The sequence below is a fragment of the Desulfolutivibrio sulfodismutans DSM 3696 genome (genome assembly GCF_013376455.1).
Taxonomy (GTDB): domain Bacteria; phylum Desulfobacterota; class Desulfovibrionia; order Desulfovibrionales; family Desulfovibrionaceae; genus Desulfolutivibrio; species Desulfolutivibrio sulfodismutans.
Genome location: NZ_CP045504.1, coordinates 137,279 through 161,185 on the forward strand (window position 1 = coordinate 137,279; position 23,907 = coordinate 161,185).

General features: G+C 65.7%; 22 protein-coding genes. 15 read left to right on the top strand and 7 right to left on the bottom strand.

From position 1 onward, the window contains the following. Positions 1-184: 184 nt before the first annotated feature. The 3 genes from GD606_RS00585 (at position 185) to GD606_RS20695 (ending at position 5,308) form a co-directional block, all read left to right on the top strand. Positions 185-571: a flagellar basal body rod protein FlgC gene (locus GD606_RS00585; RefSeq protein ID WP_163303346.1), complete on the top strand. Its 387-nt coding sequence runs from the start codon at positions 185-187 to the stop codon at positions 569-571. A gap of 218 nt (positions 572-789) precedes the next feature. Continuing rightward, complete coding sequence (locus tag GD606_RS00590; protein ID WP_163303345.1) at positions 790-1,809, top strand: sigma-54 interaction domain-containing protein; 1,020 nt, start codon at positions 790-792, stop codon at positions 1,807-1,809. Positions 1,810-2,002: 193 nt separating this feature from the next. Beyond that, a complete protein-coding gene (locus tag GD606_RS20695) occupies positions 2,003-5,308 on the top strand; it encodes a tetratricopeptide repeat protein (protein ID WP_176629174.1) in 3,306 nt (1,101 codons plus the stop codon). 37 nt (positions 5,309-5,345) lie between these two features. On the opposite strand, the gene GD606_RS00600 is transcribed toward GD606_RS20695, so the two are convergent. Continuing rightward, a complete protein-coding gene (locus GD606_RS00600; protein ID WP_163304007.1) occupies positions 5,346-6,143 on the bottom strand; it encodes a hypothetical protein in 798 nt (265 codons plus the stop codon). Positions 6,144-6,438: 295 nt separating this feature from the next. Further along, the gene (gene tgt / locus GD606_RS00605) at positions 6,439-7,572 is read right to left on the bottom strand and encodes a tRNA guanosine(34) transglycosylase Tgt (protein WP_163303592.1); all 1,134 of its coding nucleotides are present in this window, start codon (positions 7,570-7,572) and stop codon (positions 6,439-6,441) included. Between the two features lie 187 nt (positions 7,573-7,759). Here tgt and GD606_RS00610 point away from each other — a divergent pair, with 187 nt between their 5' ends. Next, positions 7,760-8,677 (top strand): hypothetical protein, encoded by a 918-nt coding sequence (locus GD606_RS00610; protein WP_163303593.1) that lies wholly within the window; start codon positions 7,760-7,762, stop codon positions 8,675-8,677. A gap of 66 nt (positions 8,678-8,743) precedes the next feature. Here the strand turns inward: GD606_RS00610 and GD606_RS00615 are convergent, their stop codons facing one another. The 5 genes from GD606_RS00615 to GD606_RS00635 form a co-directional block, all read right to left on the bottom strand. Then, a complete protein-coding gene (locus GD606_RS00615) occupies positions 8,744-9,457 on the bottom strand; it encodes a PilZ domain-containing protein (RefSeq protein WP_163303594.1) in 714 nt (237 codons plus the stop codon). A gap of 130 nt (positions 9,458-9,587) precedes the next feature. Next, positions 9,588-10,610, bottom strand: a complete 1,023-nt coding sequence (locus tag GD606_RS00620) for an aspartate-semialdehyde dehydrogenase (protein WP_163303595.1) — start codon at positions 10,608-10,610, stop codon at positions 9,588-9,590. Between the two features lie 67 nt (positions 10,611-10,677). Beyond that, positions 10,678-11,556: a methylenetetrahydrofolate reductase [NAD(P)H] gene (gene metF, locus GD606_RS00625; protein WP_163303596.1), complete on the bottom strand. Its 879-nt coding sequence runs from the start codon at positions 11,554-11,556 to the stop codon at positions 10,678-10,680. Between the two features lie 76 nt (positions 11,557-11,632). Then, a complete protein-coding gene (locus GD606_RS00630) occupies positions 11,633-12,037 on the bottom strand; it encodes a (deoxy)nucleoside triphosphate pyrophosphohydrolase (RefSeq protein ID WP_163303597.1) in 405 nt (134 codons plus the stop codon). Positions 12,038-12,046: 9 nt separating this feature from the next. Next, positions 12,047-14,014 carry an ABC-F family ATP-binding cassette domain-containing protein gene (locus GD606_RS00635; RefSeq protein WP_163303598.1) on the bottom strand — a complete coding sequence of 656 codons (1,968 nt, stop codon included), beginning with the start codon at positions 14,012-14,014 and terminating at the stop codon, positions 12,047-12,049. A 116-nt stretch (positions 14,015-14,130) separates the two neighbouring features. Here GD606_RS00635 and GD606_RS00640 point away from each other — a divergent pair, with 116 nt between their 5' ends. From GD606_RS00640 to GD606_RS00690, 11 genes are all read left to right on the top strand, one after another. Then, on the top strand, positions 14,131-15,072 hold the full coding sequence (locus GD606_RS00640) for an ACP S-malonyltransferase (RefSeq protein WP_163303599.1): 942 nt from the start codon (positions 14,131-14,133) through the stop codon (positions 15,070-15,072). Positions 15,073-15,206: 134 nt separating this feature from the next. Next, positions 15,207-16,880, top strand: coding sequence for an arginine--tRNA ligase (gene argS / locus GD606_RS00645; protein ID WP_163303600.1), 1,674 nt, complete (start codon positions 15,207-15,209; stop codon positions 16,878-16,880). Between the two features lie 209 nt (positions 16,881-17,089). After that, complete coding sequence (locus GD606_RS00650; protein WP_176629175.1) at positions 17,090-17,944, top strand: SPOR domain-containing protein; 855 nt, start codon at positions 17,090-17,092, stop codon at positions 17,942-17,944. Positions 17,945-17,992: 48 nt separating this feature from the next. Next, a complete protein-coding gene (locus GD606_RS00655) occupies positions 17,993-18,547 on the top strand; it encodes a pyruvoyl-dependent arginine decarboxylase (RefSeq protein ID WP_163302775.1) in 555 nt (184 codons plus the stop codon). A gap of 17 nt (positions 18,548-18,564) precedes the next feature. Beyond that, positions 18,565-19,206, top strand: coding sequence for an endonuclease III (gene nth, locus GD606_RS00660; RefSeq protein WP_163302776.1), 642 nt, complete (start codon positions 18,565-18,567; stop codon positions 19,204-19,206). A gap of 263 nt (positions 19,207-19,469) precedes the next feature. Further along, positions 19,470-20,552, top strand: a complete 1,083-nt coding sequence (yedE, locus tag GD606_RS00665; protein ID WP_163302777.1) for a YedE family putative selenium transporter — start codon at positions 19,470-19,472, stop codon at positions 20,550-20,552. Positions 20,553-20,709: 157 nt separating this feature from the next. Next, entirely contained in the window at positions 20,710-20,928 is a 219-nt protein-coding gene (locus GD606_RS00670; protein ID WP_163302778.1) for a sulfurtransferase TusA family protein, read from the top strand. Further along, entirely contained in the window at positions 20,925-21,485 is a 561-nt protein-coding gene (locus tag GD606_RS00675; RefSeq protein WP_163302779.1) for a putative Se/S carrier protein, read from the top strand. Before GD606_RS00670 ends, GD606_RS00675 begins: the two co-directional genes overlap by 4 nt. After that, the gene (locus tag GD606_RS00680) at positions 21,470-22,339 is read left to right on the top strand and encodes an NAD(P)H-hydrate dehydratase (RefSeq protein WP_163302780.1); all 870 of its coding nucleotides are present in this window, start codon (positions 21,470-21,472) and stop codon (positions 22,337-22,339) included. The genes GD606_RS00675 and GD606_RS00680 overlap by 16 nt, the downstream gene beginning before the upstream one ends. Next, the gene (locus GD606_RS00685; RefSeq protein WP_163302781.1) at positions 22,336-22,566 is read left to right on the top strand and encodes a hypothetical protein; all 231 of its coding nucleotides are present in this window, start codon (positions 22,336-22,338) and stop codon (positions 22,564-22,566) included. Before GD606_RS00680 ends, GD606_RS00685 begins: the two co-directional genes overlap by 4 nt. Positions 22,567-22,993: 427 nt before the next feature. Then, on the top strand, positions 22,994-23,878 hold the full coding sequence (locus GD606_RS00690; protein ID WP_163302782.1) for a universal stress protein: 885 nt from the start codon (positions 22,994-22,996) through the stop codon (positions 23,876-23,878). The last annotated feature ends 29 nt before the right edge of the window (positions 23,879-23,907 follow it).

A 23,907-nucleotide genomic window follows, 5' to 3' on the forward strand; every position in this document is an offset into this window, starting at 1 on the left:
CCCGTTTCCGGCTCCTTGCCGGGAGCCCTCACGGCAGGGGGCGGCGCATGCGTCGCCAAAGCCGTCCCGGTGACGTGAATACGATGCGCGGCTTGCATGATGTGGCAAAAGGTCTTATTGTTTGTTAATAAGTCTTCTTTGATCGTCCCACGGCGCACAGCCCCTCCACAAGGAGGACCGGTCCATGATCAACGGCATTTCCTCCAATCTGCAGGCCCTTTCGGCCTTCGCTACGTCCCAGGCGGTCACGGCCGACAACGTGGCCAACGTCAATACCGACGGGTATCAGTCCGCCCGGGTAACCCTGGAGACCGGCCAGGGCGGCTATGGCGTGGCCGTGCAGGACATTTCCCGGGACCAGGCCCCCGGTCCCTTGCGCTATGAGGAACTTCCCGTGGAGACTGCCGATGGCCGCACCGAAGGGGAGTGGACGGCCGTGGAGGGCAGCAACGTGGACCTCTCCACCGAGATGGTGCATATGATCAACGACGAAAACGCCTATTCCGCCAACCTGGCCTCCATCCGCACCCAGGACGAACTGGTCGGCTCCATCCTGAACATGATTGCCTAGGTTCCCTCCCGCCTCCTGGCTGCCCCGGCGCATTGGCCCTCTGCGGCCGGGAAGGATTTCGACTGGCCCATATTGTCCGCATGTTGCAGAAATCGCGTCAGGAAATTGACATGGGGGCGACGGCCGCTTACAGTTCTTTTTGGCCGTGTGCGTCCCGTGGTGGAAAGGGATGGGACGGGTCTCACGGGACAGTGGGGCGCGACGATCCAGGAGGGCGGATGGAACTGAATCTGGGCGGCATCGTGGGAAAAAGCCCGGTGTTGGATGAGGTCTACCGTATTCTGGGCAAGGTGGCCCCCACGGACAGCACGGTTTTGGTCACCGGCGAGTCCGGCACGGGCAAGGAACTGTTGGTGCGGGCCCTGCATTGCAACAGCCGCCGCCAGGGCAGGCCCTTTGTCCCGGTCAACTGCGGGGCCATTCCCCGCGAACTTCTGGAATCCGAGCTTTTCGGCCACGAGAAGGGGGCCTTCACCTCGGCCATCCGCAGCCGTCCCGGCCGCTTCGAGCTGGCCGACGGCGGCACCATCTTTCTCGACGAGATCGGGGAGATGGATTTGAGCCTCCAGGTGAAAATCCTGCGTGTGCTTCAGGAAAAAGAATTCGAGCGGGTGGGCGGCACCAAGACCATGAAGGCCGATGTGCGCATCGTGGCCGCCACCAACCGCGACCTGGAAGAGGAGGTCCGGACGGGACGCTTCCGGGAAGACCTGTTTTATCGCTTAAACGTCATCCCCCTGCATCTGCCGCCGCTTCGGGAACGCGGCGAGGACATCCTGCTTCTGGCCGACCATTTTCTGAACCGGTTCTGCAAGCAGAAGCAGCGCAAGAAACTGGGCCTTCCGGCCCGTTCCCGCGACCTTTTCCTCAGGTATCCCTGGCCGGGCAACGTCCGTGAACTGGAAAACTTCATGGAGCGCCTGTCCATTTTATGCGAACACGACGAGATCCTCCCCGAGGATCTGCCGCAAAAGATTCTCGACGCCGCGGGCCTGGCCGCGCCTGAAGCCCCGGTGGCGGCCTGTGCGCCCGCAAACGGCTTCGTGTGGCCCACCATTGGGCATTTGCGGGAAAAATCGTTGGGATTGAAGGAATTTCTGGATCAGGTGGAGGAGCGCCTTTTGCTTGAAGCCCTGGAAGAGGCCGGTGGCGTCAAGAACCAGGCCGCCGAGATCCTCTGCATCAAGCGGACCACGCTCATCGAGAAGCTCAAAAAACGGAACCTGGCGGCCGACTGACGGTTGGGCGGCTTGGTCCCGCCGCCGTGCAGGCGTTGAGGCTGCCCCTTGGAGGCTCCGGCGCAGGGTGGCGGCTGGCGCGTCCCGGCCGGACAATCCGCCAGACGGCGACGGGGCGAAGCCTGTCCGGGACACGGCGGCCGGGGCCGCCCCCCCCATGGCCCCAAAGCGTGGCTATTAGCATGGTCCTTGCATGATGCGCCCCGTGATCACACGCTTTTTCGCCGGCTCCCTCCGGCTTCTGCTCCTTGCGGCCCTTCTGGCCGCGCCAACCCGGCCTGTCTGGGCCGCCACCTATTCCTTCACCACCAAGTCGGACATGGACACCCTGTCGGTGGGCTTTCCTCCCCAGGTTGGCTATCCCACCGTGACCCGCACCGGGGTCAAGGAGATCAGCCTGATCTTTCCGCCCGGGGCCGAAGGGGTGGCCGCCCCTCCCGCGACCCTGGATTTCAGCCAGTCCCGGTTCATCGAAGGCGTGCGGCCCATCCCCGGCGGGTTGGCCGTGCTGCTGCGTTCCAATGCCGTGGGGTTTGTCGGCTGGCCGGCAGGCGAGGGGGGGCTCAAGCTCCAAATTTACCGTGATCCGCAAGGGGCCAAATGGACTCCGCCGGGCCCGGCCCCGGGCCAGAAGACCCCGGCCGCCTCCGATCCGGCGCCCGGCCCGCCGCCCCAGGCCGCCCCGGCCGGAGACAAAAATCCCGCGCCCAAGGGGATGCCGCCGGGGGAGAAACGCCCCGTGGACCTGCCGCCCCTGACCCAGCCCGAACCGGCCGTCCCGGTGGCCGGCCCTGCTCCCAAACCGTCGGCCGGGCCGGTCCCGCCGCCGCAAGCGGAAAGGGGGGGAGCTGTTTCGGCCCCGGTCGCACCCCCCGCCGCACCGCCGGTCGCCGCAGACCCATCCCGGGAGCCATTTTTTTCCGTCCCCCATTCCCTGCGGGCCGGTGTCGAACGGGCCGGGCCCACCGAGGCGGCTGTGCTTCGGCCCGAAGGGTCGATCCCCCCGCCATCCCCGTCATCCCCGCCATCCCGGAAGGATGCGTCTGCGGACGCAAAACAACCCGCGACCGGCCAGCCGACCACGCCGCCCCCGGCTGTCCCCGCCGCCCCGACTGCGCCGCCGCTTGCCGCGCCACCCCAGACGCCATCCGGAGACACGTCCGGCCGCACCTCCGGGCTGCCTCCCCTGCCGCCGGGGCTGGAGAGCCGGGAGGGAGAGCTCAAGGCCCGGGTGACCCCGCCCTCGCCGCCCATTGCCGCCGCGCCGGTGGCGCCGGTTTTTTCAGGCCCCCAGGCCGTGCGTTCCAAGGTTTCCCGCGACGCGCCGCCGCCGGGAACGCCTGGGGAGCCCTTGCCGCCGCCGACCGTACCCGCCGCCGCTCCCGAACCGGCTGCACCAAGTCCGTCCGCACCAGTGCCCGAGCAGGCCGCACCGGCCGCGCCTGTCGGTTCCCCGGCCTCCGGAGAACCCGGGCAACCGGCCACGGAACCGGCCACGGAACCGACTGAGGAGGAGCCGCCCCTCGAGCAGGCCCAGGCCGAATCCGAGAACGACGGCATGCTTATGGCTGCCCAGGCCAAGCGGCTCGTCGGGGAAAACGAAGAGGCCCTGGCGATGCTTACGGTGCTCAAGGAGCGCAACACGCTGACCCCCGAACAGCGCGAGGAAACCCTCTACGCCCGGGCCGAAACCCTCTACGACATCAACAAAAAAGATCCCCTGGCCCATTTCGACGCCATCCAGGGGGCCTTTCAGGAGGCCCTGAACTACAACGCCAAATCGAGCCACATCCCCGGGGCCCTTTTGGTGCTCGGCATGCTCAACCTCAAGGCCGGAAACATCCCCGAGGCCACGGCCTATTTCAGCATCCTACGCAAGCGCTATCCCAACGACGAAAACATCCCCCTGATCCATTTCTACTGGGGCGAGCATTATTTTGAAAAGGGCGACTATCAGAAGGCGGCCAAGGAATATCAGGAACTCATCCAGCGTTATCCGGAAAGCAGATATGTACGCGAGGCGTCCATGGGCATGGCTAAGTCCCTGGTGCGTCTTGGGCAATACAAGGAGGCATGGCAGATTGCGGACTACATCGAAAAACGCTGGCCCAGATACTATACGGAATTTCCGCCACTCCTGCGTATCAATGGGGAGATCACGTATCGGCTTGGCGACTTCAAGAAGTCGAAGGACTATTATCTGACCTCCTACAACATCGATCCCAACTCCGAAGGATCGGACCTGGTCCTGGCCCGGCTTGGCGACATCGCCTCCCACCTGGGCAAGGCCAGGGAGGCCACGGAATTTTATGAGCTGGACGTGTCCCGGTTCCCGGACAAGGAGGGCGGCCTGATCTCCAAGATGCGACTGGCCGAGCGCGGCGTGTATGACGACCCGAGCATAAGCGACATGTTTTCGGCCTTCGACAAGCCCGTACAGGGCGGACCCGAGGCCATCTACTCTCAGATCGTGCGTGACCATCCCCAAAGCCCCCTGGCCCCGCTGGCCCAGCTCAAACTGGCCATGTGGCAGTTGTACAAGGATCGCCACCTCCAGGCCCTGGAGTCGGCGACGACCTTTGAGAAGATGTTTCCGAACAATCCCCTGTCGCAGCGGGCCGGAGAGGTGGCGGCCACGGCCTTTGACCGCATGGTCGAACCCATGCTGCGCAACCAGCAATATGTCCAGATTGCGGAGTTGTGGCGGGAACACCCCCTCCTGGAAAAGCACCGCTCCATCATTTCCGACAAGGGGCAACTGGCTGCGGCCCTGAGTTTTCTGCGCACCGGAAATCCCGGGGAGAGCCTGCGGCTGGCGCTGCCTTTTGTGCAGCCGACGCAGACCGAGCCCGGGGTCAATGCCCTGCTTCTGGCCCTGCACATCTATCAGGAAGGCAGTGCCTGGCGGGAGATTTTAAGCCTGCTGGACAAGGTACGCGACTGGAAGTTCACCATGGACCAGCGCCAGCGCCTGGAATACTCCGCCGCCCAGGCCTTGGAGCATCTGGGGGACACGGCCCGCAGCCGCCCCCTGTGGGCCAGGCTGGCCGCGGATTTCAGCCTGCCTGCCCCGCGCCGGGCCATCGCCATGTATTATCAGGCCAAGGAGGCCAAGGCCAAAAACGATCCGGAAAAGACCCTGGTGTTCGCCCAGGAGGCCATGGCCCTGTTGCGGGAAAACAACCTCGATCAGGACAAGATCGTGGATTGCCTGAACATGCTGGTGGACGCCGCCAAAAGCCTCGGCCAGTACCCCCAGGCCCTGGACTATGCCGAGCAGTATGGCAAGACCCTGCCCGAAAACGGCCCGGACTTCGCCGCCAACCGCTTCCGCATGGCCGCCATCTACCGCGAAATGGGCGAAACGGACAAATGGCGCTCCACCCTGGAACAGATGCGGGACGCCATGCCGAATACCCTCTACGGCCGCATGGCCGCGTCGGAGCTTTCGGCCCGGGCCTTGGAGGATCGCGCCGACGCCTTGACCAGAAGCAATTGACGCCCGGCGTCCCGGGCGTGATGTTCGCGGCCGTCCGTCATGGGAGAGGCCGGGCAGGCCAGGTCACTGCCGCTACCTGCCGTATCCTGTCGAAGCGCCGGGAGACCTCGGGACGCGGGGCCAGGGACCATGTCCACGTCTCGCCTCCAGGCGGCAGACTGATCCCGTAGAGCAGATCCGTCTCCTCCAAAATCCCGTTCTCGTCCACATCCCGACTCACCGTATCCGTGACCAGGCATCGTACGCCCGGCAACCCGCCAAGCCAGTCCACATGCGCCGCCACGATCCGGCGGCAGACCTGCGTCGTCTCTTCCTCGCGACATCCCAGTTTCATCAGCCGCGCCTTGACCGGCAGGGCCAGTTGCGACAGCACGTTCGCCGAGATCGTCAGGACCGGAGCACAGTTTCCCAGCACTTCCGGCGCAACCGGCCTGATCGCCCTCACGTCCACGCCCTTGCGCCACGCCCCGGCCTGCTTCAGAAGCCCCGTCAGGTCCGTTTCCACCAGCCCGACATTGCCTTGCCCCCGAATCTCCCACCGCACCCGCAACGGATGCACCGCGTCCGCCAGCACCACCCGCTCAAACATCCCCGCCAAGCGCCGCACCGGCACATCGTGGCAATACCCTGAGCCGCAGACCACAACCGTGCCTCGCCCCGGACACCCCTGCGCCGCCCGGAGCACCGCCTCGCGGCATCTTTGCAAATGAGGCTCCCACTCCCGTCGGCATCGCCTGTACCGCGCGCCCATGGCCACGGTCTCGGCCACAAGCCCCAGCCCCCGGGCCGCCCAACCCGCCGGAGTGGCCAGCCACTCCACACCCTCGCGCAGCATGAGACCCCCATAATCGGGGCGGCAGCCCCGCTTGGCGTCGAGGCTGCCGCCCCGAACCCCGCCCGGGGGGAATCATTCCCCCCGGACCCCCCGGTTACCGGCGGCCGCTTCGGCGCGGGGCTCGCCCCGCGCCGAAGCGGCCGCCGGAAAACCCGGTGGTGCGCGGGAAGTGATACCAGCCCGGTGGGCGGGAGGGAATCGCGAAGCGCGTCAAAGTTTTTCGGAGGGGGATCCAAGGGGGAACCCTTTTTTCAAAAAGGGTTCCCCCTTGGCCGCCGGAGGCCTCCCCCTTTCCCTACTCCCCGCTTGGGGCGTCGGGCGGGTAGATGGCGTCCATTTCGGCCTTGAGGCTGGCGAAGCCGCCGGTTTCGATGGCCTCGCGGATGCGCTTTGTGAGCGAGAGGAAGAAGGTGAGATTATGGATGGTGTTTAAGCGATAGGAGAGCAGTTCCTTGGCGATGTAGAGATGCCGCAGGTAGGCCCGGGAAAAGGTGCGGCAGGCGTAGCAGGAGCAGGCCGGGTCCAGGGGGGAGTCATCGTCGCGGAAGGCGGCCTTTTTGACGTTGACCTTGCCCGTGGAGGTGAAAAGTGTCCCGTTTCTGGCGTTTCGGGTGGCCAGCACACAGTCGAACATGTCGATCCCGGCGGCCACCCCGGCCAGGATGTCCTGGGGCGCGCCCACGCCCATGAGGTAGCGCGGCTTGTTGTCGGGCAGGTGGGGCACGGAGGAATGGATGATGGCGTGCATTTCCGGGCGCGGCTCGCCCACGCTGACCCCGCCCAGGGCGTGGCCGTCGAAGCCAAGGGAAGTGATCTGGGCCGCGCTTTCGGCCCGCAGTTCCGGATAAAATCCGCCCTGCACGATGCCGAAAAGGAGCTGGCCACGGTGCAGGGGCGGGTGCGCCTCGCGGCAGCGTTGGGCCCAGGCCGTGGTCAGGGCCAGGGATTTTTTGGTGTAGTCGAAGTCCGCGCCGTAGGGCACGCACTCGTCGAGCACCATCATGATGTCCGATCCGAGGTTCTGCTGGATGGAGACGACTTTCTCGGGGCTGAAAAAGTGCCTGGAGCCGTCGATATGCGAGGCGAACTCCACGCCGTCCGGGGTCAGGCGGCGCAGGCCCGCCAGGCTGAAGACCTGGAAGCCGCCGCTGTCGGTCAGGATGGGGCCGTCCCAGGCCATGAACCGGTGCAGGCCGCCAAGCCTTGCGATGAGCTCGTCGCCGGGGCGCAAATAGAGATGGTAGGTGTTGCCCAGAAGGATCTGCGTGCCGATCTCGCGCAGGTCGCGCGGGCACAGGCTTTTGACGGTGCCCTGGGTGCCCACGGGCATGAACGCCGGGGTCTGCACCACGCCGTGCGCGGTGGCCAGCGACGCGCGGCGGGCGGCGCCGTCGCGGGCGGTGATGGTGAATGTGCCTGGGGTGGTCATGGGAGAGGGGGGATACCCGATGCCCGGGCAGGAGGCAAGGGGGGCCGTCCGGCCGAGCCTGGAGCCACAGGGGGGGCGTCCGCACGCGGCGCTCGAAGGCCCGTTGCGCGACAGCGCGACAAGGCCCGTGTTGACAGGGCGCACTCCGCAGGTACACTGGCAAAAAAGCGCAAAAAAGGACTCCCCCATGCCCCATGCCGCGTATCGTCGCCTCCGGGCGTTCTCCCTGGGCGCAGCCGCGCCGTTTTTCCCGGCCCTGGCCGCCACGGCCCTGGCTGCCGCAAACGCCGAGGGCCTGCCCTCGGACGAATCCTCGGGAATGTTCGGCGGCGGGCTCATAAACGCCCTGTTTTTGGGGGAGCCTTTCACCGGCCCCAGGTTGGCCGACATCGTGATCATCGGGCTTGTGGTCTTTATGCTGTTCCGTTTTTTTGCGGGCAGGCGCACGCCGTCCACGGGACCGGACAGGGCCGCACGGCCCACGCCGTCCCCTGCCGGGGGGCGGACGCCCTCCGGTCCTTCGACCAACGGCCATGATCCCGCCTCGTCCGACCCGCAGCCGTCGGCCCCTCCAAAGGAGGGCTACGGCCCGGGGACGTCCCATGGCCCTGGCCCGGAGGGCCGGGAGCCGGGCCTGGAACGCGCCTATCAGGCGGCCGAGGCGGCCTGGGGCGGACTGCGTTCCGCGCCGTCGGCCGGAAAACCGGCCCCGGCCGGAGCGCAACCGGCCTTCCACAGCGAGGACGAGGAGTTTGTGGCCGGGGCCAAGGCGGTCTATGCCCGGGTCCGCGAGGCCATGGAGAAGGGCGACGTGTCCGGGATGGCCCCGTTCGTGGCCCCGGAGTTCATGGGCGAGCTGGCCCGGATGGCGACGGCGCGCGCCGCGCAAACGGGCGGGAAGACGTCCCAGCTGCTTTTGGTCGACGCCGGGATCGCGACCCGCGTCAAGGAAGGAAACACCACAAGGATTGAGACCCTCTACGAGGTGCTGGCCAAGATGCCGGGCCAGTCCGGGGACGACCGGGAGCGGGAGACCTGGACCTTTGTCCGGGACGAATCCACGCCCGGGGCCATGTGGCTTTTGGCCGGGATCAAGGCCGCCTGAGGAGGCATCTCGTTGCGGCCCGCACCGTGCGCGAGCGGCTTTCCGGCGGCTGTCTCATGCGCCGCCTCAGGCCGGACGCTCCTGGCAGTCGGCGGCTTCGCCGTCCTCGTCGCACTCCTCGACCCCGGCGCCGTCCAGGCACATGTCGTCGATCTCGGCCAGATGCCCGGGTTTGACGTCCATGAACACAACCCCGAGCCCCGGCAGCATCCCGGGTTCTCCCCAGGGCCGCCACCAGCGCACCAGCCCGAAGATCGGGGTAGGGTCCGTCAGTTCCACGATCCGGACATGCACAAAGCGCGAGGCTGAAAAATCCTCAAGGGTCAGGACGAAGCAGCCGCTTTGGGAGATGTTGAGGATGTTCGCCCGGGTGGCGTCCAGCATGGCCGGATCGTCCTCGCGGGTCACGAAGGCGTTGAGTTTGACCGGGTAGCGCAGGGTGCAGCGCTTGCGCTCGGGGCAGAACGTGCCGCAATTGTGCAGGAAGCAATCGACATCATCCAGGAAAAGGATGTTTTTGCCCGACCGGTCCACCTTGGTGCGCAGAATGGGGTAGGATTCGCTGACCCGGAACAACCGATCCCTCTCGGCCCGGGGGGAGCGCATGACCTTTTGAATGTCCAGCACCAAACCCTGCCGGGGGCTCCCGGACAACCGCTCCAAAAATTCCGGCACGCTTGCGGCGATGGTCACCGGCATCTCCAGCCGGTTCATTTCCCTGGCGTACAGATCCGTGCGGTCAGCCAACACCAGCAGGCCATCGGTTTTTTTCGCGGACATCGACACACACTCCTTGTCGGTTCCGTCGCGTTTCATCCCCGGGACGGCAACGGCGCGGGGCGCCGCGAACGTCCGCGCCCCGCACCACATGGCCTGTTTCCGTCCCTTTTGCGGCCTGCCCTGGCCGCTATCAGCCGAGCATGCCGCGCGTCAGCAGCAGTTCGGCGATCTGAACGGCGTTTAAGGCCGCCCCTTTGCGGATGTTGTCGGCCACGATCCACAGGTTGAGGCCGTTGTCGATGGTTTGGTCCTCGCGGATGCGCCCTACGAAAACCTCATCCTCTCCGGCCGCCAGAAGCGGCATGGGATAGAACTTCTCCGAGGGGTTGTCGTACACCGTGATTCCCGGGGCCTGGGCCAGGATGGCCCGGGCCTGGGCAGCCGTCAGCTTTTCCTCGGTCTCGATGTTCACGGATTCGCTGTGGCCGTAAAAAACCGGCACGCGCACCGTGGTGGCCGTGACCTTGATGGATTCGTCGCCCATGATCTTGGCCGTTTCCTTGATCATCTTGATCTCTTCGAAGGTGTAGTCGCCTTCGGAAAAGACATCGATCTGGGGCAGGCAGTTGAAGGCGATCTGATACGGATACACCTTGGCCTCGGGTTCCTGCATGTTGAAAAGCTGGCGCACCTGGGTCTCAAGCTCGGTGATGGCCTTTTGCCCGGTGCCGGACACGGCCTGATAGGTCGAGACAATGACCCGCTTGATTTTGGCTGCATCGTGCAGGGGCTTTAAGACCACCACCATCTGGATGGTGGAGCAGTTGGGGTTGGCGATGATGTTTTTGTGCCAGGCCACGTCGTCCGGATTGACCTCGGGCACGACCAGCGGCACCTCGGGGTCCATGCGCCAGGCGCTGGAATTGTCCACCACGATGCATCCGGCCTTGGCCGCGTGGGGGGCGAATTTTTTCGAGGTCGCGCCGCCGGCGGAAAAAAGGGCCAGATGGATGCCCTTGAAGGAATCTTCGGTCAGTTCCTCGACCACCAGTTCGCCGTCCTTGAAGGGGACGGTGGTTCCCGCCGACCGGGCCGACGCGAAGGCCCGTACGGTCGTTGCCGGAAAATCGCGTTGCTCAAGCGTCTTGAGCATCTCCCTGCCCACAGCACCCGTGGCGCCGCACACGGCCACGACCAGATCGCCCCTTCCCATACCATCCTCCATCACGACGGGGTTTACGATGTACGGGACGTTCGTGGCGTCCCGATGACGACAACGGTTACGACGGGAGGCCAAGTCCGCCGATGATCTTCAGACAGGCCTCGGCCTTGTTCAAGGTATACAGATGCACCCCGGGGGCGCCCCCGGCGATGAGTTCCCGGGCCTGGGCCGTGGCGTAGGCCACGCCGAGTTCGGCCACGGCCTGGCTGTCGCCTGAGGCGTCGGCCGCCTCCAGCGCGGCCATGTAGTCCGGCGGCATGGACGCCCCGCAAAAGGCCAGCATGCGTTTGGCCCCGGCCAGGCTGATGACCGGCAGCACGCCGGGCAGCATGGGCACGGCGATGCCCGCGGCCCGGGCCCTGGCCACGAAGTCGAAATACAGCCGGTTGTCAAAAAAAAGCTGGGTCACGATGAAGTCGCCGCCCGCGTCCACCTTGCGCCCAAGGTATTCCAGATCCTTTTCCGGGGACTCGGCCTGGGGATGCATCTCGGGATAGGCGGCCACGCCGATGCACAGCGAGGGATATTCGGCCCGGATGAACGCCACCAGATCCGAGGCGTGCCGGAACTGCTCCGAGTCGGGCACGAAATCGGCCTGGCCCTTGGGCGGGTCGCCGCGAAGGGCCAGCACGTTTTCCACGCCGCTGTCCACCAGGGAGTCCAGGAAGGCCCGGATGTTTTTCTCGCTGGCCCCCACGCAGGTCAGGTGGGCCATGGGCTCCAGGCCGTATTCCTTCTTCATGCGGGAGACGATCTCCAGGGTGTTGGCCTGGGTGCCGCCGCCCGCGCCGTAGGTCACGGACACGAACAGGGGATTGGTGGGCGTAAGCCAGTTGACCACGTCGAAAAATCCCGGCCAGGCGCTTTTTTCCTTGGGGGGGAAGAATTCGAGGGAGACAAAGGGTTTTCCGCTTCCTATCAGATCAATAATCTTCATACTCTTCCTTGTCATCATGGGGTCATGGACACCGCCGCAGATGCCTGCCGCCAGACGTCGGTCAGTCGTTCCGGGCTTACGAAACGCCGCGCCCGAGTTCGCGCACGATGTCCGTGTCGGCTTCGAGAAACGGATAGGCCACGGCCTCGTCCGGGGTCAGCCAGGCCAGTTTCTGTCCTTCCATGGGGGCGGGATCGCCAACAAACTCCCGGACATGAAAAAACACCAGCCGCACACGCAGGTTCGGATAGGCGTGGGTCGTTTCCTTCCAAAAAACCGGGCAACAGGGGATCACCCCGAGTTCCTCGCGAATCTCCCGCACCAGCGCGTCCACCGGGGTCTCGCCCGGCTCCAGCTTGCCCCCGGGAAATTCCCACATCCCGGCCATGGGCTTGCCCGGCGGGCGGCGCACGGCCAGAAACCGGCCGCCGCGCCACAGGATGGCCGCAACGACGTCGAGGCACGGGGCGGGGGGCTTCACGGCACGGCCCTACTGCTCGGCGATGGCGGCCCGGCGGGCTTCGAGAGACTCAATTTCTTCCTCCAGTTTCCCCATGCGGGTCAAGAGATTTTCCGCCGCTTCGCCCAGTTCGTGATATTTTTTGGACAGTTCCGAAAAGAGCCCGCGATCCGCATAGGTGGCCGGGTCGGCCATGGCGGCTTCCACCCGGTGCTGTTCGTCGAGCGCCGCCTCAAGCTCGGTCTCCAGGGACGCATAGGCCTCTTTCTTGGGTTTGAGCTCCCGGTAGACGGCGTTTCGCTCCTCGGCCAGACGTCGCTTGCGTTCCTTGTCGTCCTTGCGGCTGGTCTTGACCTCCTGGTCCTGGGCGGCGGCCGCCTTGGCCGTCTCGCGAAGCATCCGGTCGTATTCCTCAAAGCCGCCCAGATGCACGGTGATGCCGCCGTGCCCCACGGACCATACCTCGTCCGCCACCTCGGCCAGAAGCCGCCGGTCGTGGGCCACCAGAAGGATGGTCCCGGAATAGTCGATAAGCGCCCGGGTCAGGGCCTCGCGGCTCTCCAGGTCCAGGTGGTTGGTGGGCTCGTCGAGCACCAGGAAATTGGCCCGGGCCGCGAAAAGCCCGGCCAGGAGCAGGCGGCTTTTCTCGCCGCCGCTGAGCTGCGCCACGGGCCGCTCGAAGTAGCCCTCGCCCAGAAGGAAAAGCCCCAGGATGCTGCAAACCTCCTGGTGGGAGGCCCTGGGACCGGCCATCCGCTTCATCTCGAAGATGACCGTCTGGTCCGGGTTGAGAAGTTCGGTCTGGTGCTGGCTGTAATACCCGATCTTGATGCCCGTTCCCACCCGCACCCGGCCGGAGTGGGGGGCGAGATTTCCGGTGACCAGCTTGAGGAGCGTGGTCTTGCCCGAGCCGTTGGGACCGGCCAGGGCGATTTTCTGGCCCCGGTAGATATGGAAGGTCAGCGCCTCCCACAGGGGCGCGCGGCCGGGGAAGCTGAAGGTCACGTCGGCCGCCGAGACCACGGTCTTGTCCCCGCGTTCGGGTTCGGGGAGCGTAAAGGACAGGGTGGGGCCGCCGGACTCGGGCCGGGCGTCCCGCAGGCCTTCCAGCTCCTTTTCCAGGCGGGTCACGCTTTTGAGCTTGCTCTGGGCCTGTCTGGCCTTGGAGGACTTGAAGCGGAAGCGGTCGATGTTGGCCATCTGGCGCTTGATCTTGTCGTCGATGTTCTGGGCCTGCTTGCCGAGCCGGGAGTCCAGTTCTTCGCGCCAGGCCAGAAAGTCCGAAAACGATCCGGGCCGCACCACGGGTTTGGCCTCGCCCAGAAAAAGCGTCTTGGTGGCCACCCGGTCCAAAAACACCCGGTCGTGGGCCACGAAGACCAGCACCCCTTCGTAGGCCAGAAGATAGTTCTCAAGCCACTCCACGGCCTCCAGGTCCAGGTGGTTGGTGGGCTCGTCCAGAAGCAGGATGTCCGCCCCGGCGGCCAGAACCCGGGCCAGCTTGGCCCGTTCCCGCCAGCCGCCGCTTAAGGCCGAAAGCTCACGGCCCCACTGCCGGTCGTCGAAGCCAAGCCCCGAAAGGATGGCCTTGGCCCGGTGCTCGGGGTTGTAGCCCAGTTCGTGTTCGAGCCGGGTCTGGCGCGCGGACAGTTCCTTTAAGGCGTTTTCGTCGCCGTTTTTCGCGGCCTGGTCCCAGTCCCGCCAAAACGATCCCCAGGAGGGCAGGGCGGCCATGACAAAGGACAGAAGCGGCGTCTGCAGGTCCGTTCCGTCCAACTCCTGGGCCACGTATCCCACCCGGGCCCCGGGGGGGTAGGCCACGCGCCCGGCGTCGGGTTCGTCCTGTCCGGCCAAAAGCCGCAACAGGGTGGATTTGCCTGCGCCGTTGCGGCCGACCACCGCCAGGCGCGTTCCGGCGTCGATTTCCAGGCAGAAATCGCGCAGCACGTCGCGGCCGCCATAGGACTTGGACAGGGACAAAATGGAAATCTTGGGCATGGATCGATCCGGATACGGGGGTTCGATAGGGCTTGCACAACGGGGCGTCATCAACTACCAATCGCGCCGAACCCATCATGGTAAACGACAACGACCTGTAAGGAGTGTGCGACGCGATGGCAACCCCCATAAGCCGTGCGATCCTGTTCCCGGGACAGGGTTCCCAGGAAAAAGGCATGGGCAAGGCCCTGGCCGAAGTGTCCTCCGAGGCCACGGAACTGTGGACCCTGGCCGAGAAGCAAAGCGGCCTGCCCCTTCGGGAAATCTACTGGGACGGCGACGACGCCGCCATGTCCGATACGAAAAATCTCCAGCCGGCCATGGTCGCCGTAAACCTGGGGTTGTGGTATCATCTCAAAAAAAGGCTCTCTCCGGCCGCCGCCGCCGGGCACAGCCTGGGCGAATACGCAGCCCTGACCAGTGCGGGCGTGCTTGAGCCCGCAGAGGCCCTGTCCCTGGTCAGCCTGCGTGGGCGGCTCATGGCCGAAGAGGGCGGCCCGGACGGCAAGATGGCGGCCATGCTCAAGCTTGGCCTGGAGCAGGTCGAGGAGATCGTGGCCAAGGCCGCCGCCGCAACCGGCGAGATCCTTTTGGTGGCCAACTACAACTCCCCCGGGCAGTTTGTCGTCAGCGGCCACGCCAAGGCCGTGGAGGCCGCCGCCGCCCTGGCCAAGGAGCTAAAGGGCCGGGCCATCCCCCTGGCCGTGTCCGGGGCCTTCCACAGCCCCATGATGGACGCCCCGGCCAGGAAGCTGGTGCGGGCCATGCAGGGGATGTCCTGGCGGGCCCCGGCCTTTCCGGTCTACATGAACGTCACGGGCGCCGCCGAAACTGATCCGGGGATCATCAAGGGGCTCATGGAGCGCCAGATGACCTCCCAGGTACGCTGGCTCCAGACCATGGACGCCATGTGGCGGGCGGGGATACGCTCCTTTGTGGAGCTTGGGCCCAAGGGCGTTTTGGCCAAGCTGGCCAAGGCCTGCCTGCCCGCCGACGCCGCCGACGCGGAGGCGGAGATCCTGGGCGTGGCCGATCCGGACGCTGCTGCGGCGATTTAGGGAGCCGGGCCGAGGGAATGCCTCCGGCGGCCAAAGGGCTTCCGCCCTTTGGAATCCCGCAACGGGAAGAGGCCTGGCCTGCCGCGAAAGACCGGCTGCGGGGCCTCGACCATCATATTTCAAGGACATATGCCATGCGTGCCGTCACTCATCTGCGTTCCCTGCTCTCCGATGCCCTGGCGGGCATGGGCATCCCCTGGCCGGAAAAGACCACCATCGAGCCGCCCCGGGACGCCAAATTCGGCGATCTGGCCACCAACGCGGCCATGATGGCCGCCAAGGCCGCCGGACAAAAGCCCCGTGATCTGGCCGAGGCCCTGCGTCAGGCCCTGGTGTCCGCCGATCCCGGCATTGCGGCCGAGGTGGCCGGGCCGGGGTTTTTGAACGTGACCTTTCCGCCCGCCTTCTGGCAGGCCACCATCGCCGACGTGCTGGAGCAGGACGCAGGCGGCGGCTACGGCCGCTCGGACCTGGGAGGCGGCAAAAAGATCCAGGTGGAATACGTCTCGGCCAACCCCACCGGCCCCCTGCACATCGGCCACGGCCGGGGCGCGGCCCTGGGCGACACCCTGGCCCGCATCCTGCGCGCCGCCGGTTTCGACGTCTCCACCGAATACTACATCAACGACGCCGGACGGCAGATGCGGCTTCTGGGCAACTCCATCTGGCTGCGCTACCGGGAGTTCTACGGCAAAGACGTGGTCTGGCCCGAGGACTGGTACAAGGGCGAGTACATCATCGATCTGGCCCGGGAGCTTTCGGCCATCCACGGCATGGCCCTTTTCAACATGCCCGAGGCCGAGGCCATAGCCATCTGCCAGACCTACGGCGTGGACAGCATCATGGCCGGGATCAAAAAGGATCTGGCGGATTTTCGGGTGTCCCACGAGGTGTGGTTCTCGGAAAAGACCCTGGTGTCCGGCGGCCGGGTGGAGGCCACCCTGTCCGACCTGAAGGCCCGGGGGCTGGCCTATGAAAAAGACGGGGCCCTGTGGTTCGCCTCGGAGAACCTCGGCGACGACAAGGACCGGGTGCTGCGCAAGTCGTCTGGAGAGCTTACCTATTTCGCCTCGGATATCTGCTACCACGCCGATAAGTTCGCCCGGGGCTTCGAGGTGGTGGTGGACATCTGGGGCGCGGACCATCACGGCTACGTGCCGCGCATGAACGCCGCCGTGCAGGCCCTGGGCCGCACCCCGGACAGCCTCAAGGTCATCCTGGTGCAGCTCGTGAATCTGTTAAGCGGCGGCGAGCAGATCGCCATGTCCACCCGGGCGGGCAAGTTCGAGACCCTGGCCGACGTGGTGGCCGAGGTGGGCACGGACGCGGCCCGGTTCATGTTCTTGTCGCGAAAAAGCGACAGCCACCTGGATTTCGACCTGGAGCTGGTCAAGCGCCAGACCATGGACAACCCGGTCTATTACGTGCAGTACGCCCATGCCCGGGTGAAATCGCTTTTCGCCAAGGCCGCCGAGCGCGGGATAGCGGCCGGGACGCCGGACGAGGCCCTGTTGTCGCGGCTGTCCACCCCGGAAGACCTGGGGCTTTTGCGCCAGATCGAACAGTTCCCGGACGTGGTGGCCACGGCGGCGGCCACGTTTTCGCCGCATGTGATCAGCTACTATCTGCGCGACCTGGCCGGACGGCTGCATTCCTATTATGCAGCGCATCAGGTGCTTGCGACCGGGGACGAGGAACTGACCCGGGCCAGGATGCATCTGCTGGACGCCGTGGCCCGGGTGGTGCGGGCCGGGCTGGCCCTTTTGGGCGTTTCCGCGCCCGAGAAGATGGAACGGTCGGAGTCATGACGGCGACCGGATTTTTCGAAATTTTTCGAAACCGGGGCTTTGCGCCGTCATCGGATTGCTTCCGGCCGGAAACGCTTGAGAATCCCCTGGCTGCCGCGCGGCCACGGGGCAGTCTGTCCGTATTTTTTCTGACCGTTGACGGAGTCGACGGCCGTGGTCTTGACTTTTCGCCAAAAAGCGAAATGATGCCCTGCAATGGAATCTAGGAAATGAAACTCTTGAGCAAATTCAACGTGTCGAACGACGGCGGTCCCCGCAAGTTCAGCTTCGAGCTGACCATGTCGGGGCTTGTGTCCCTGGGCATTGTCCTTGTTTTGGGCATAAGCTGGGTGTTTATTCTGGGCATCCTGGTGGGCCGGGGCTACCGGCCCGAAGAGGCCGTGCCGGAGTTGGCCCAGATCATGCCCTCCACCGAGACCTCGTCCACCCTGGACAACGCCCAGCCGCCCACGGTGCTTCGGCCCGAGGAACTCCAGTTCATGGAGGATCTGCAAAACAAGACGGGCAGCGCCGAGACCATCACCGTGGACTCCGTCCCCAAGACGCCGCCCCACAAGCCGACCCCGGCCCTGCCCGGCGGGGCGGCCCCGTCCGGAGGGCTCACCGGCCGCGATCTGGCCGACGGACCCGGGATATCGTCGGCTTCCCCGGCGGCCCGGCCCGCGTCCGCCCCCCCTGCCCAGGTCAGGCCCGCGCCCACCCTGGACCCGGCCCTGGCCCAGCGCCCGCAGGTTGCGCCACAGGCCGCCAAGCCCGTGGAGCCGGTCGTCCCGGCGCGCACGGAAGCCGTGCCGCCTGCGCCGAAGCTGGAGGCCCCCGCATCGGGCGGCGGGGTTGAGGCGACCTATCAGGTGGCGTCTTTTTTCAAAAAGGATCAGGCCGACGCCATGATCAAAAAGCTGGCCCAGAAGGGGGTCAAGGCGGAGATCAGGCCGGGCAAGATTCAGGACAAGGATGTTTTCCGCATTGCGGTGACCCTGCGCGGAACCGAGCAGGAGATCAAGGCCGGGCTGGAAAAAACGGGCGAGAAAGGCCCTATACTTCTCGGCAAAAAACCCTTATAGGGATGCCCCCGCTTGTCCCGGGAGACTCCCCCAGAATGAGGACCGCACATGCAGCACATGTCTTTCGTCCCGACCAAGGCTTTTTTCACCAAGGGCATCGGCCGCCACAAAAACAAGCTCCAGTCGTTCGAGCTGGCCCTGCGTGACGCCGGAATCGAAAAGCTCAACCTCGTCTACGTGAGCAGCATCTGCCCGCCCAACTGCACGATTCTTCCCCTGGAGGAAGGCGTCAAGCAGTTGAGTCCGGGCCAGATCACCTTTTGCGTCATGGCCCGCAACGCCACGGATGAAAAAAACCGCATGGTGGGTTCGGCCGTGGGCATGGCCTTTCCTGCGGACAAAGGCAACTACGGGTACATTTCCGAACACACCACGTTCGGGGCCGATGAACAGGAAATCGGCGACTTCGCCGAGGACTTGGCCTCCACCATGCTGGCCACCACGCTCGGCATTGATTTCGACCCCGAGACGGCCTACGACGAACGCCGCCAGATCTATCTCATGAGCGGCAAGATCGTGGATTCGGCCTCCATGCCCTGCGTCACCACCGGCCAGGCCGGAGTGTGGTCCACCACCATCTCCGCCGTGGTCTTTCTGCCCTAGGCTTGGTCAGGCGCTGCGTGGACAGGCAAGCGCGCGCCACAATCATTCTTGAGCGGTTGCGGCCCCGGTATCCCGGGGCCGCCTCCGCCCTGACCTGGACAAATCCCTTCGAACTTCTCGTCTCCACGGTGCTGGCCGCCCAGTGCACCGACGCCCGGGTCAATCTGGTGACCCCGGAATTTTTCCGGCGTTGGCCCGACCCGGCCGCCCTGGCCGCAGCCGATGTGGCCGAGGTGGAGGTCGTGGTCCATTCCACGGGCTTTTTCCGCAACAAGGCCAAAAATCTTGTCGCCGCCGCGAAAATGATGGTGGCCGAACACGGCGGCGCGGCTCCGCGCACCCTGGCGGAGCTTACGGCCCTGCCGGGACTGGCCCGCAAGACCGCCAACATCGTGTCCGGGAACGCCTACGGCAACCACGAGGGCATTGCCGTGGACACCCACGTCAAGCGCCTGTCGTACCGCCTGGACCTGACGGATTCCGAAAACCCCGTGGTCATCGAAAAAGACCTCATGCCCCTTTTTCCGCGTGAGGCGTGGGGTGAAATCAACCATCTGCTGGTGCTGTTCGGCCGCGACGTGTGCCAGGCCCGAAAGCCCCGTTGCCAGGACTGTCCCCTGGCCGATGTCTGCCCCCGGAAGGGGCTTCCCCGTTTTTGAGGCCTGAGCGGATCACCGTTTTTCCCGTCCCCGATCTCCCTCCGCGTTTCCCCAGTCTTTGGCGGCCCCCCCGGCTGCCCCGGCCGACCGTTCGCCGTCCCCCGGCCAGGGCCATGTATTGGCGTAGTCTATAGACAGCACTTACGGAGATAGGAACTTTGAATTTGTCCTTGGTTTGTTCCTCTTCTATACAATCGCCAATTACCGTGTGTTGCGGAGGGGGAATCCCGGCACTGGGAACCGTTAACGTGAGAGGAGCCGCCATGAAGAATTTCTTTTCCTCAAAGCAGGGCATCATCGCCGTGGGCCTTGCCATCGGCGTCTTGGCCCCGCTGCTGCAATTCTGGGGCAACCCGGGAAACATGGGCATCTGCGTGGCCTGCTTCGAGCGCGACATGGCAGGGGCCGTGGGCCTGCACCGGGCGGCCATCGTCCAGTACATGCGCCCGGAGATCATCGGCTTCGTGCTCGGTTCCCTTCTGGCGGCGTTTTTCGCCAAGGACTTCCGTCCCCGGGCCGGGTCCGCGCCGATTGCCCGGTTCATCCTGGGGGCGTTCGCCATGATCGGGGCATTGGTTTTTCTGGGCTGCCCCTGGCGGGCCATCCTGCGTCTGGCCGGCGGCGACCTGAGCGCCATTTTCGGCATTCTGGGCCTTGTGGCGGGCATCTGGATCGGAACCATCTTTTTCCGCAAGGGCTACAACCTGGGCCGCAGCCAAAAAACCCACGCCTCGGTGGGGCTGATCATGCCCCTGGTCATGCTCGGTTTTTTCGCCCTCATGCTGCTGTATCCCCAGATCGATAAAGAGCCCCAGTCCGGCGTGCTGTTCTACAGCGTCCAAGGCCCTGGTTCCATGCACGCGCCTCTTCTGGCCTCCCTGGCCGTGGGCCTTTTGGTCGGCGTCATCGCCCAGCGCAGCCGGTTTTGCACCATGGGCGCGTTTCGCGACGTGATCCTTTTCAAGCAGTCCCACCTTCTGCTCGGGGTCATCGCCCTTTTCGTCGCGGCCGTGGTGGTCAACGCCCTGCTCGGGCAGGTGAAGATCGGCTTCGAGGGCCAGCCCGTGGCCCACACCCAGCAGGTCTGGAACTTCGCCGGGATGCTCCTGGCCGGACTGTGCTTCGCCCTGGCCGGGGGATGCCCGGGACGGCAGCTCTTTTTGTCCGGCGAGGGCGACGGCGACGCCGCCGTCTTCGTGTTCGGGATGATCGTTGGCGCGGGCTTCGCCCACAACTTCGGGCTGGCCAGCTCCCCCCAGGGCGTGGGGCCCCACGGCATCGCCGCCGTGTTCATCGGATTGGCCGTGTGCCTGTACTTCGGCCTGACCATGCGCGCCAAGGCATAAGAGGGGCGTGTCAGGGAGGAGGGGAAAAGCCTCCGGCGGCCCAGGGGCTTCGCCCTTGGGAATCCCATAGCGGTTGCTGGACATCCTCACGCCGTCTGGTGTTTCGAGAAGAGTCCGTGTTTGCCGGAACAGATGCACGAGGAAAGGAGATCATGCCATGGAAAAGACCATAGATGCCAGGGGGCTGTCCTGCCCCCAGCCGGTTTTGGATACGCTTTCGGCCATTGCGGCCATGGGTTCGGGGAAGCTGACCGTTTTGGTCGATACCGAGGCCTCCAAGGAAAACGTGTCCCGGGCCATCCAGGCCAAGGGCTGGCGGCTTGACGCCGTGGCCGAGGACGGTGGAGAATACCGCCTCGACATCAGCAAGGGATGATTTTGGGATTTCTCGACCGCTTTCGGAAAAAAGACCCCGGCCCGCCGCCCGCATCCAAAGCTGACCGGGGTCTTTTGCTGTTTGAAAACACCAGCGAGGTCATCAGGGCCGAGAAGGCCCTGCGTGAGGGCGGGTTTGCGGTCAGGGTGGTGGGGCCGCCGCCTGAGGTGCGCACGGGCTGCGATCTGGCCGTGGAGTTCCCGCTCATCGAGGGCCTGCGCATCCGTCGCAGGCTCGAGGCCGCGAATGTGCCGCCCCTGGACACGATTCCGGTCACCGGCCCCCTTTTGGCCCCGGTGGACATCTTCCAGGTCAAGGACTTCGGGGCCTATCTCATGGTCCGGGCCGCGAACATGAAACTGACTGTGGAAAAGGCCACCGGCGTCATCGTCAACGTCTCGGGCGGCGGCTGCCCGGACGTGCCGTACCTGGCGGCGCGGCTCATCGGCCACAGACTCGACGAGGCCCCCTCGCCGCGCGAGATCGGCCACACCCTGTGCGGTTACGCCCTGGGGCTGGCTTTCGAGGAAATGAAAGAACAATGCTCGCCGTCGTAGGCACCATCCCCGATCCCGACGTGCCGGTCACCGAAGGCCTGGCGGATATTTCCAACCAGGGCCTGACCGTGGACGGCCTGCGCGTGGCTCCGGATCGGGGAACCCCGGCCCTTTTGGCGGCGGCCGCCGCAGCCTGCGCCACCCTCGGGTTGCCCGCGCCCTACGCCTTTCTGGTCGGCGACGAGGGCCTGGGCCACGGCAGCCGCGCCCTGTATCGCCATCTGGCGGACGTCCTGCCCGGACGGCGGTTTTCCACCCTGGTCTTTCACTATCTCATGCCCGACGTCATGTGGCACGACAAGGTGCTCTTCGCCGTGGAGGCCATGCCCGAGCGCCCCAGGCTCATTGCCGACGCCGGATTCATGTATGCGGCCAAGATGAGCGGGCAGGCCGCGTCCTACGACCTCTTCACCCCGGACGCCGGGGAACTGGCCTTTTTGGCCGACGAAACCGCGCCGCATCCCTTCTATACCCGGGGGTTCGTCCTGCATGAGGAAAACCGCGTGCCGGACCTGATCGCCAGGGCCTACCGGGGCGAGAATGCGGCCACGACGCTTCTGGTCAAGGGCGGCACGGATTATATCGCCGACGCCACAGGGGTGCTTTTCACCGTGGACGGCCCCGGCGAAGAGGCCATGGAGGCCATGGGCGGCACCGGCGACACCGTGGCCGGGATGGCTGCGGCGCTCATGGAATCCGGCCGATCCGCGCCCATGGCGGCGTGGTGTGCGGCCAGGGCCAACCGGCTGGCCGGGAGGCTGGCCCGCCCCAACCCGGGGTCGCGCATCGCCGAGATCATCCCCCACATACCCGAGGCCCTGCGCCAGGCCCTGGCCGAGGAGCCCGTCCCATGAGCGCCCGGCGCATCACCGCAGACATGGCCCTTTTGGATGTCGTCGCCGCTCATCCGGCCACGGAGGCGGTCTTCCGTTCCCGTGATGGGGCGGCCGGGGTATGCCTTTTGTGTACGGCGCTTTTCGACTCCATTGAAGTGGTGGCCACGCGCCATGGGCTCGATCTCGAGGCGCTGCTTGGGGAGCTTGAGAACGCGGCCGCAGGAGGTTCGGGAAGCACTGGATGAAGCCGTCTTGAGCGGCGCAGCCGTTTCCCGGCCTAAGCGGTCTGTCGGCCGCGTAGGCGTCCCGCCTTTCTCCTCCCGGCCTGCTTCATGGCGCCGGCGTTTCCCGTCAAATCCTTATCCCCGGCTGTGGAAAATTCCGAGGTATTCCCCGTAATGACGACGGGGGAGGTCTGGCAGGCCTGAGGCGCACCGGCGATTGTTTCATGGCAGGCCGCTGTGCGGGAACGTCGGCTGGGCCTGGGCATGGCGCGCCGGGTCTGGGCCGGGTCTGGGCCGGATATGGGCCGGGTCGGGAAAGCCCTGGATCGGAAATCCCGCCGGGGGGCGTGGAAAAATGAATTGTGAGCTATTGCGGGAAGTTCTATAAGGATGGTGTAGTCTTGATGAATTCGGCCCGGCCTGTGGGGCCGACTTCGGGAGAAGGCGCATGGACAAGCACTTCCTGGTGACCATAGGGGATGACCCCGGTATTTTCTACGGCGTCGGCTTCCTCAGCCATTTTTTCGACGCCAAGGATCGGGTGCGGGTGACGCTTTTCCACATCGCCCCCCAGCCTCCGGCGGTCTGGCCCGAGGAACTGAGCTACGAGACCAAAAAGGCCTTGGAGGACAACGTCGGGCGCCTGGAGGACAAGGGCCGCCTGGCCCTGGCCGCCGCCCGGGAGCGTTTTTTGGGCTCGGGATTTTTACCGCGCAAGATCGAGGAGAAATTCATCTTCGGGGCCTTCCCCCGGGCCGGGAATCTGGTCATGGAGGGGGAGTACGGCGACTATGACGCCGTGGTCCTGGGGCAACGCGGTTTCGCGGGCTTAAGCGCCTTCCTGGATCGCGGGGTCGGGGTCGAGATCATGCGCGAATCCTTCGACTTTCCCCTGTGGGTCTGCCGCTTCCCGGACTATGGGCGATCCGGGGTGCTGGTCTGCGTGGACGGCTCAAGCGCCGCGCTTCGGGCCGTGGACCATGTGGGGAGCATGCTTGAGGGGGAGAACCGGCACGCCGTGACCCTTTTTTATGTCTCGGGACAGGCACAGAAGGGGGCTGCGCAGGCCGTGTTCGCCCGGGCCCGGGAGGTGCTTGCCGCCAGGGGCGTTGCGCCCGAACGCATCACCGCCCGGCTGGTCGCGTCCGACCATGTGGCCAGGGCCGCGCTTGCCGAGGCCGAATCCGGGCGGTATGCCGTGGTGGCCGCCGGGCGCACGGGCCAGGGACGGGGGAGCACGCCGCTTGGCGGGCTGTCCCGGGCCTTTTTCGGGTCAACCAGCGATGTGTTGTTCCACGAGTTGGCCGGGGCGGTCCTGTGGGTGTGCCGCTGACGGGGCGCCCGCACCATGGCAACGGTGTA

What these genes read in the sequence shown, in the direction of transcription:
- GD606_RS00585 (WP_163303346.1), top strand. Translation starts at nt 185, where the DNA reads ATGATCAACGGCATTTCCTCCAATCTGCAGGCCCTTTCGGCCTTCGCT.
- GD606_RS00590 (WP_163303345.1), top strand. Translation starts at nt 790, where the DNA reads ATGGAACTGAATCTGGGCGGCATCGTGGGAAAAAGCCCGGTGTTGGAT.
- GD606_RS20695 (WP_176629174.1), top strand. Translation starts at nt 2,003, where the DNA reads ATGATGCGCCCCGTGATCACACGCTTTTTCGCCGGCTCCCTCCGGCTT.
- GD606_RS00600 (WP_163304007.1), bottom strand. Translation starts at nt 6,143, where the DNA reads ATGCTGCGCGAGGGTGTGGAGTGGCTGGCCACTCCGGCGGGTTGGGCG.
- tgt (WP_163303592.1), bottom strand. Translation starts at nt 7,572, where the DNA reads ATGACCACCCCAGGCACATTCACCATCACCGCCCGCGACGGCGCCGCC.
- GD606_RS00610 (WP_163303593.1), top strand. Translation starts at nt 7,760, where the DNA reads ATGCCCCATGCCGCGTATCGTCGCCTCCGGGCGTTCTCCCTGGGCGCA.
- GD606_RS00615 (WP_163303594.1), bottom strand. Translation starts at nt 9,457, where the DNA reads ATGTCCGCGAAAAAAACCGATGGCCTGCTGGTGTTGGCTGACCGCACG.
- GD606_RS00620 (WP_163303595.1), bottom strand. Translation starts at nt 10,610, where the DNA reads ATGGGAAGGGGCGATCTGGTCGTGGCCGTGTGCGGCGCCACGGGTGCT.
- metF (WP_163303596.1), bottom strand. Translation starts at nt 11,556, where the DNA reads ATGAAGATTATTGATCTGATAGGAAGCGGAAAACCCTTTGTCTCCCTC.
- GD606_RS00635 (WP_163303598.1), bottom strand. Translation starts at nt 14,014, where the DNA reads ATGCCCAAGATTTCCATTTTGTCCCTGTCCAAGTCCTATGGCGGCCGC.
- GD606_RS00640 (WP_163303599.1), top strand. Translation starts at nt 14,131, where the DNA reads ATGGCAACCCCCATAAGCCGTGCGATCCTGTTCCCGGGACAGGGTTCC.
- argS (WP_163303600.1), top strand. Translation starts at nt 15,207, where the DNA reads ATGCGTGCCGTCACTCATCTGCGTTCCCTGCTCTCCGATGCCCTGGCG.
- GD606_RS00650 (WP_176629175.1), top strand. Translation starts at nt 17,090, where the DNA reads ATGAAACTCTTGAGCAAATTCAACGTGTCGAACGACGGCGGTCCCCGC.
- GD606_RS00655 (WP_163302775.1), top strand. Translation starts at nt 17,993, where the DNA reads ATGCAGCACATGTCTTTCGTCCCGACCAAGGCTTTTTTCACCAAGGGC.
- yedE (WP_163302777.1), top strand. Translation starts at nt 19,470, where the DNA reads ATGAAGAATTTCTTTTCCTCAAAGCAGGGCATCATCGCCGTGGGCCTT.
- GD606_RS00670 (WP_163302778.1), top strand. Translation starts at nt 20,710, where the DNA reads ATGGAAAAGACCATAGATGCCAGGGGGCTGTCCTGCCCCCAGCCGGTT.
- GD606_RS00675 (WP_163302779.1), top strand. Translation starts at nt 20,925, where the DNA reads ATGATTTTGGGATTTCTCGACCGCTTTCGGAAAAAAGACCCCGGCCCG.
- GD606_RS00680 (WP_163302780.1), top strand. Translation starts at nt 21,470, where the DNA reads ATGCTCGCCGTCGTAGGCACCATCCCCGATCCCGACGTGCCGGTCACC.
- GD606_RS00685 (WP_163302781.1), top strand. Translation starts at nt 22,336, where the DNA reads ATGAGCGCCCGGCGCATCACCGCAGACATGGCCCTTTTGGATGTCGTC.
- GD606_RS00690 (WP_163302782.1), top strand. Translation starts at nt 22,994, where the DNA reads ATGGACAAGCACTTCCTGGTGACCATAGGGGATGACCCCGGTATTTTC.